Origin of the sequence: Streptomyces sp. NPDC002698, assembly GCF_042888945.1 — a bacterium.
Taxonomy (GTDB): Bacteria; Actinomycetota; Actinomycetes; order Streptomycetales; family Streptomycetaceae; genus Streptomyces.
Window position 1 is genome coordinate 136,438 of sequence record NZ_JBIAQM010000021.1, and the last position, 7,461, is coordinate 143,898.

General features: G+C 73.5%; 5 protein-coding genes. 3 read left to right on the top strand and 2 right to left on the bottom strand.

What is annotated here, in order from left to right; translation table 11 throughout:
* Positions 1 to 159: 159 nt before the first annotated feature.
* Positions 160 to 2,826 (bottom strand): ATP-binding protein, encoded by a 2,667-nt coding sequence (locus ACFYW9_RS26850; RefSeq protein ID WP_389155234.1) that lies wholly within the window; start codon positions 2,824 to 2,826, stop codon positions 160 to 162.
* Positions 2,827 to 3,402: 576 nt separating this feature from the next.
* Between ACFYW9_RS26850 and ACFYW9_RS26855 the strand changes: the two genes are divergently transcribed.
* On the top strand, positions 3,403 to 4,392 hold the full coding sequence (locus ACFYW9_RS26855) for a DUF2510 domain-containing protein (protein WP_389155237.1): 990 nt from the start codon (positions 3,403 to 3,405) through the stop codon (positions 4,390 to 4,392).
* A 184-nt stretch (positions 4,393 to 4,576) separates the two neighbouring features.
* Here ACFYW9_RS26855 and ACFYW9_RS26860 read toward each other — a convergent pair whose 3' ends face one another.
* Entirely contained in the window at positions 4,577 to 5,194 is a 618-nt protein-coding gene (locus tag ACFYW9_RS26860) for a TetR/AcrR family transcriptional regulator (protein ID WP_351873243.1), read from the bottom strand.
* A 281-nt stretch (positions 5,195 to 5,475) separates the two neighbouring features.
* Between ACFYW9_RS26860 and ACFYW9_RS26865 the strand changes: the two genes are divergently transcribed.
* Both ACFYW9_RS26865 and ACFYW9_RS26870 read left to right on the top strand, forming a co-directional pair.
* Positions 5,476 to 6,408, top strand: a complete 933-nt coding sequence (locus ACFYW9_RS26865; protein ID WP_389155241.1) for a phosphatase PAP2 family protein — start codon at positions 5,476 to 5,478, stop codon at positions 6,406 to 6,408.
* On the top strand, positions 6,405 to 7,370 hold the full coding sequence (locus ACFYW9_RS26870) for a hypothetical protein (RefSeq protein WP_389155244.1): 966 nt from the start codon (positions 6,405 to 6,407) through the stop codon (positions 7,368 to 7,370). The genes ACFYW9_RS26865 and ACFYW9_RS26870 overlap by 4 nt, the downstream gene beginning before the upstream one ends.
* Positions 7,371 to 7,461 lie beyond the last annotated feature (91 nt).

Below are 7,461 nucleotides of genomic sequence, written 5' to 3' on the forward strand. Positions count from 1 at the left end.
GGCCCCGGCCCGGGACCCGCGGACCGGCCCCGGCCAAAAAAACCCGTGGGCTGTCACCTGACCGTGCGCCGCAGGCGGCGACCACCGACCGCTCCCCGGCTAAGGCGGCGACCGCCGACCACACGTCGCCTCGGGCGGCTGACGGCGGCCGGCGGTTCGTCACAGACCCGTCAGCGCCGCCTCCGCCTTCGCCGCCAGGCCGTCCGCTCCGCAGGTGCGCGCCAGGGTCAGGCCCTTGTTCAGTTCCATCACCGAGCGGGACGCGATGCCGTACTCGATGCGGGCCGCCGCGTGTTCGTACTGGCAGGGAGAGGCTTCCAGGTAGGTGACCGCCTGGGCTGCCAGCCGGACCGCGCGCTGACCGGTTTCGAGGGCGGCGGCGCACCGCAGTGCTTCGCCGATCGCCGTGTCGGTGCCGAACCGTTCGGCCTGGCGTCGGGCGTCGGCGGCCAGGGCGGCGGCGCGTGACGGGTCCTCGTTGGCGAGTGCCTTCGCGAGGTCGACGGCCCAGGGTGCGAGCACCGTGTTGTGGTGGCCGCGGGCGGCGGCGGCCTTCTCCGCCGCCTCCAGTTCGTTGATGCCCTCCTTGGTGCGGCCGACGGCGAGCAGCAGCCGGCCGCGCACCGAGCGGGTGTCGGGAAGGACGATCGTGGAGGGGTACGGGGGCGCGAAGCCGTAGCGCTCGGCGATCTCCGCCGCCTGCTGGACGTGCCCGCGCGCCAGCAGGGTGTCGATGAGCCCGCAGGTCGCCGACCAGTACAGGGGCAGTCCGCGTCCGACCCGCTCCGCGAGGCGCAGCGATTCGCGCTGGTAGTGCTCCGCGTCGGCGAGGCGGCCCCGCCTGCGGTGGGCGAGGCCGAGGTAGGCGTTGGCCAGGGAGAGGTGACCGCCGCTCCAGCCCGCCTTCACATAGGCGTGCAGGGCCTCGCTGAACAGGCTCTCGGCCCGGTCCAGCCGGTCCGTGTAGGCGTACGCGCTGCCCAGCATCAGCAGGAGTTCGACGCCCCACTCGGTGTCGGTCCAGGCGAGTCCCGGCGCGAGGCGGCCGTTGACGAGGGCCCGGTCGCAGAGTTCCACGACCTCCTCGGCGTTCTCGCCGCGGGTCATCGCGTCGAAGCCGCGCAGTATGAGCAGGGCGCGCTCGGAGTTGTCGCGCCCCGTGCAGGTCGTGACGAGTTCGGCGAGACCGCTGGAGTGTCCGGCGCGCTCCTCGCCCGCGTGGATGCCCTCCCACATGTAGTGCACGGCCTGGAGCCGCATCCGGGCGGGCCCCGGTTCCAGCCGCTCGGCCTCGGCGTCGACCGTGCGGACGGCCTCGTCCAACTGGTTGTTGTGGAGCAGTGCCTGGGAGAGCCGGAAGACGGCGTCGACCCGTGCCGTGTCCTCGAGTCCGGGCCGTTCGAGCGCGGCCCGGAGATGACCGATGGTCGTGGACGGCGCCGTCAGGAGCGTGGCGCAGCCCAGTTCGTAGAGCACCCGTGCGTGGACCTCGGGCAGCGGTGGTTCCTTGAGCGCCCGCTCCAGGCAGCGCCGGGCCGCGTCCGGGGCGCCGACGGCGAGGTGCTCGCGGGCGGCTTCGCGCATCTGCTCGACGAGTTCGGGATCGTCGTCCGGATGCACTTCGAGGAGGTGGCGGGAGGCCGCCGCCGCGCCGCGTCCGGACTCGGTGACCGCCCAGGCCGCCTGACCGTGCATCGCCGTGCGCAGGGCGTCCGGGATCGAGCGGTACACCGCCGTCGCGATCAGCGGGTGCACGAACTCCAGCTCGCCGTCCGGCGGTTGGCCGCCCGCGGATCCGGCGGTGGTCAGGATGCGTGCGGCGCCCAGCAGTTCGGCGCAGCGGGAGGCCTCCTCGTCCGGCATTCCGGCGAGTTGGGCGGCGAGGTCGAGGGAGATCCCGGTGCCGAGAATGGCGGCCGCCCAGGCGAACCGGGTGGCGTCGATACCGAGTCCTTCGAGGCGGGCGACGAGTCCGCGGCCGCGGGCCGAGCGGTTCAGGTCGCGCAGTTCGGCGGCCGAGCCCTCGACCGGCTCCAGTTCGCTGTCCTGGACCTTGGCGAGCAGTTCGACGGTCTCGTACGGGTTGCCGCCGGTGACCGCCCACACCTCGCGGCAGAAGGGCGCGTCGGCGTGTTCGCCGAGGGTGGCGCGGGTGAGGCCCTCGGTGGCGGCCGGGGTCAGCGCCGTCAGGGTGGCGACCGGACGGCCCGCGGCGGCCACGGCGTCGAGCAGCCGGGCGCTCTCGCCGCTGACCCCACCGAGCCTGCGGGCCACCACGACGAGGACGGGCAGGTCGTCCAGCCGCTCGGCGAACGCGGCGAGCCAGCGCAGCGTCTCCTGGTCGGCCCAGTGCGCGTCGTCGATGAGCAGCACGAGCGGCCAGTCCCGCTTCGCGAGGCGCCGTACCGCGGCGACCAGACCGTCGCACACGCCTTGCGGGTCGGGCTGCCGGTCACCGGGTTCGGCTATGCCGAGGGCGGGTCCCGCGATGTCGTACCAGTCCCCCAGGTACTCGCGCGCCTCTTCCGGGAGCAGCGAGACGAGGGCCGGCTGGAGCAACTGCCGTACGACGTTGAAGGGGACGGACGTGACGGTCTCGCCGCCGCGCGCCGACCACACGGCACAGCCCTTGCCCTCCGCGATCCTGCGTACCTCGGCCAGGAGTGCGGTCTTGCCGAGACCCGCCTCTCCACTGAGCACCAGCAGGGTGCCCGAGGTCGAGGAGTCCGCACGCAGCGCGGTGATCGCCTCTTCGAGAGTGGCGACCTCCTCTTCGCGCTCCCACAGGGAAGCCGAGGCGACCGCTCCGGGTCGTCCCTCCGTCATCCCGCTACCTCCCCAGGTCACCCAAACGACGTATCCGCAACGAGCCTAGCCTCCTGGGAGCCGCGGCGGAGGCGGGACCCGGCACCAGTTGCCGGGACGGGTGACGGCGATGTCGCGGAGGCGACGCCACCGGAAACCGGGCAGCGCCGAAGGGAAGTGACGGACAGTCAACCGATGGGAAAATGAAGGTAATTTTCCTTCCTCGTCCGTCGCGCCGGACCGCGCGCGGCGAACCTCCGAGCTCCCCGGGAAGGACCGGCACGAGCGCCCCCGCGCGCGGCCGTGACCTGCGCGCCCTCCGCTCCCGCGCTCCCGCGGAGGCGTGCGCGGGGGCGCCGCGGACGTCCCGCCGGGCCCTTCGCGTCCGGCCGGCGCCCCTCACCCCCCGGTCCTCGCCCCCACCTCCCGGGGGGCGAGGACCGGCCCGGGCCGCACATGAGGCGCACGCGCCCTTGGCACTGGCGTTCTTCATCCGTCCGGTGGGCCCCCTCGTGTCGACATGACCGCGTCAGCTCCCGAGCGGGCTTCGGGGAACCCTCTCATCCGCCTTTCACCCTGTGCTCATACGGTGGACCCATGACGCAGGCGACTCCCCCCGGCTGGTATCCCGACCCCGGGCAGACAAATGACGCTCCCGCCACCGAACGCTGGTGGGACGGTAGGACATGGACGGACCAGGTCCGCCCGGTCGGCCCGGCGGCCGCATGGGGTCCCCCGGCATACCCGGCGGGGGCGGGACCCTATCCGGCGTACGCCCCGAGCGGCCCGCGGCGCGGGCTGCGCACGGGCATAGCGGTCGCGGCGGCGGTCGCCGTCCTCGCCGGTATCGGCGGCGGCGTGTACGCGCTGACCAGCGATGACGGACGCGGCGGCAGCACGGCGTCCCGCGGCCCCGCCGGGACGGACGGCCAGGGCGGACCGCAGGGACCGGGCGGCGGCCAGGAAGGCGGCCCGAACGGAGCGCCCGGCGGCCCGGGCGGCTCCGACGGGCAGACTCCGGCGCCCGGCGGGTCGGGGCGGCCGGAGACCGACCCCGGGTACGCCACGGACGTCTACAACGGCATCAGCATCCCGGTGCCGGACGGCTGGGCCGGCCAGAGCGGCGCGGGCACCGCCGCGGTGTCCACCAAGGACACGTACAAATGCCCCGGCGACACCTCGCAGAACTGTCAGCGCGGCGGCGCCTACTCGGCCCCGGCGAAGGCGCAGAAACTGAAGTCCACGACGGCGGAGGCGGCGGCCAAGGAGGACATCTCCAAGAACGCCACCGAGTCGTACGGCAAGGGCTACGGCTCGATCACCTCGCACACCCAGCTCGCCTCGAAGGCCGTCACGGTGGCCGGCGAGAAGGGCTACCTGGTGCGCTGGAAGGTCGTGACGAGCAAGGGCGACGACGGATACGTCGAATCGCTCGTGTTCCCGTCCCCCGCCGACCCCGCCTCGCTGGTCGTCGTCCGCTTCGGCGTCGACATCAGCCCCAAGGCCCCCGAGCAGTCGATCATCGACACGATCACCAAGGGCATCAAGGTGGCGGCCGGAACCGGCGGAAACGGCCAGAACGTCTGAGACCCGCCGAAACCGGGTACGCCCGTCCCGGCGCCGGGACACCGCGGACATGGATCGGCCGGGTGGAGCGCCCCTCCGCTCAAGGGGAACCCCACCCGGCCGGGGGGTGTGCGCCGCCCCCGTCCCCACGGTGCGGCGCGATACAGGCCGACGTCCGGTCATCCCACGGACAGCGGCCTGAGATTCAGGTGAGACCCAGCGTCGGCAGCACGACGGCCTCCACGAACCGTGTGAGATACGCCGCGTCCGCGTACTGACCGTCCAGAAGGGGCCGCACCCTCAGGACGCCGAGCATCTGGGCCGGGATGAACTCCAGCGCCGGGTGACCGGCGTCGACCTCGCCGCGCTCGACGCCGCGGCTGATCATCTGCCGCAGCTCGGCGACCTCGGGCTCGACGAGCGCGTCGCGCAGCGCCTGCTGGAGCTCCTTGTCCTGCATCACGGCATTGCCGAGGCCCTGCAACAGCTGCGTGTTGTCCCGGGCCGACCATTCACCCGCGGCCCCGGCCGCAGCGCGGAGGTCACCGGCGAGCGATCCGGTGTCGATCCCCGTGAACCGGGGACAACGGTTGTTGCGCAGCGCGGCGGCCACGAACTGGGGCTTGGACCTCCACTGCCGGTAGAGGGTCGACTTGCTGCACCGGGTGCTGGCGGCGACTCCCTCCATCGTGAGCGCCTCGTACCCGCATTCCCTGATCTGCTCGAGCACGGCGTCGTAGAACTCCTGCTCACGCTCGGGCGTGATTTTGGAGCGGCGCGAGGCGGCGACCGTCTCCGGTCCGTCCGCGGCCTGCGACGTCATGAGGCTTCTCCTCGCTCGATCCGGGCGATGCCGGTGCGGTCTTGCGCTCAGTGTAATCGATACGCGAGGGTACCGGTACGCATCCGTATCGGTACACCCGCGTATCGGTACATGCTCGTATCGGTACACTGCCGTATCGGTACACTGCCGTATCGGTACACTGCCGTATCGATGAGCCTCGGACAGGACCCACCTCCTCCCGCACAGGGAAGGCCGAGTGGATCCTGTCCTGGGCTCACCGCGCACTTCACGACATCAAGCAGTCAGCAAGGGGGCCGGGGATGGATTCCCGAACCGAGCCTGCGGATTCCGCATCCGAGTCCACGTCAGAACCGGAGCCGCCCGACGCGGCGACACCACCGGCCGCGCCACACGGCGCGGCCGCCCGCACGCGCCCGCGCCCTCACGCGCACGCCCGTCCGGACACACGCCCCGACGACACCGCGGCACGCCCGCCGCTCCTGCGGGAACTGCTGCTCGTCGTCGGGCTCTTCGTCGTCTACAAGGCCGGCCGTCTGGCGGCCACCGGCCGCACCGACGAGGCCTTCGCCGACGCGCACGACGTCTGGGGCTGGGAGCGGTCCCTGCGCCTGCCGGACGAGGGCTCCGTCCAGACCGCGCTGCTGCACAGCGACACCCTCGCGCACCTCGCGAACACCTATTACGCGACCGTCCACTTCCCGGCCACCGCCGCCTTCCTGGTCTGGCTGTACCTGCGGCGCCCGGCGCACTACGTGTGGGCCCGCCGGATCCTCGCCCTGGTCACCGCGGCCGCCCTGGCCGGGCACCTCGCCTTCCCGCTCGCGCCGCCGCGGCTGCTCGCGGAGACGGGTCTCGTCGACACCGGCCAGGTGTACGGGCCCACCGTGTACGGCGCGCACCCGGCGGCCGACGCCCTGGCGAACCAGTTCGCGGCGATGCCGTCGCTGCACTTCGGCTGGGCGCTGATGGTCGCGATCGGCCTGATCACCGCGACCCGGTCGCGGCTGCGCGCGCTGTGGCTGCTGCATCCCCTGCTCACCCTGCTGGTGATCGTCGGCACCGCGAACCACTACTGGCTCGACGCGATCGTGGCGACCGCGCTGCTCTGCGTCGCCCTCGCCGTGGTCCACCCGCCGCACCGGACGGCGACGGCCCCGGGACGGCGCCTGGGACACGGGCCCGCCGCGATCCCCGTACGCGATCTGCCCGGACTCGTGGGAGCGGGGCGATGAACCCGACGCTCGTCGCCGTCGTCCTGTCCCTGTTCTCCGCCGTCGCCTACGCCGCCGCCGCCGTCGCGCAGGAGCGGCTCGCCGCCCGGTCGGCCGGCTCGGGCACGCTGCGCCTGCTGGCCCAGGGCGCCTGGTGGTGGTCGGTCACGCTGAACGCCTCGGCCGCGCTGCTGCACGTGGCGGCCCTCAAGTACGGAACCCTCACCCTGGTCCAGCCGCTCGGGGCGCTCACCCTCGTGGCCGCCGTGCCGCTGGGCGCGCGGGTAGCCGGACGGCGCGTCAGCGCGGTCGAGTGGCGCGGCACGGCGCTCACCCTGACCGGCCTCGCCGCGCTGCTCGTCACGGCGTCCGGGACCGCGCCGGACGAGGTGCTGAGCCTGCCGCAGGCGCTCGCCGTCGCGGGAACGACCGCCGCGGTCGTCGGCGCGCTGGCGCGTGGTGCCCGGCCGGGGCTGCGGCACGCGACGGCCGCCGGGTTCGCCTCGGGCGTGGCCTCCGCCCTCACCCAGACCGTGACGGTCGCCGCGACGAACCGTTCGGACTCACCGCTCAGCGCGCAGGTGGTCGTGGTGGCACTGCTCGTGGCGGCCTTCGCCGCGGGCGGGCTGCTGCTGTCGCAGACCGCCTATCAGGGCGGGCTCGGAGCCCCGCTGGCCGTCGTGACGCTCGCCAACCCGTTGGCCGCGGCGGCGATCGGGCTGTCCCTGCTCGGTGAGCGTCTCCAGGGCGGCGCGGCGGGCCTGCTGCTCGCGCTCGCGGGGGCGTCGGTCGCCGCGTGGGGTGTGGTGACGCTCTCGCGTTCGGCGCCCGAGCCCGCCGTGACGGGGGACGCCCACCCGGACGGCCTGGCGGACGACGACCACCCGGTCGCCGCGGTACTGGCGCTGGGGCCGAACGGCGCGGCGTACGAACCCTCGTTGGTGCCCCGGCAGACCGACTCGGGCCATCTGACGTCCCTCTAAGGGCTGTCCCGTAATCCCCGGCGGGCGCACGACGACAGCTACGGCACCTCGCCGCGTTGTCGGATCGCCCGAATACACCCGGTATGAGGAC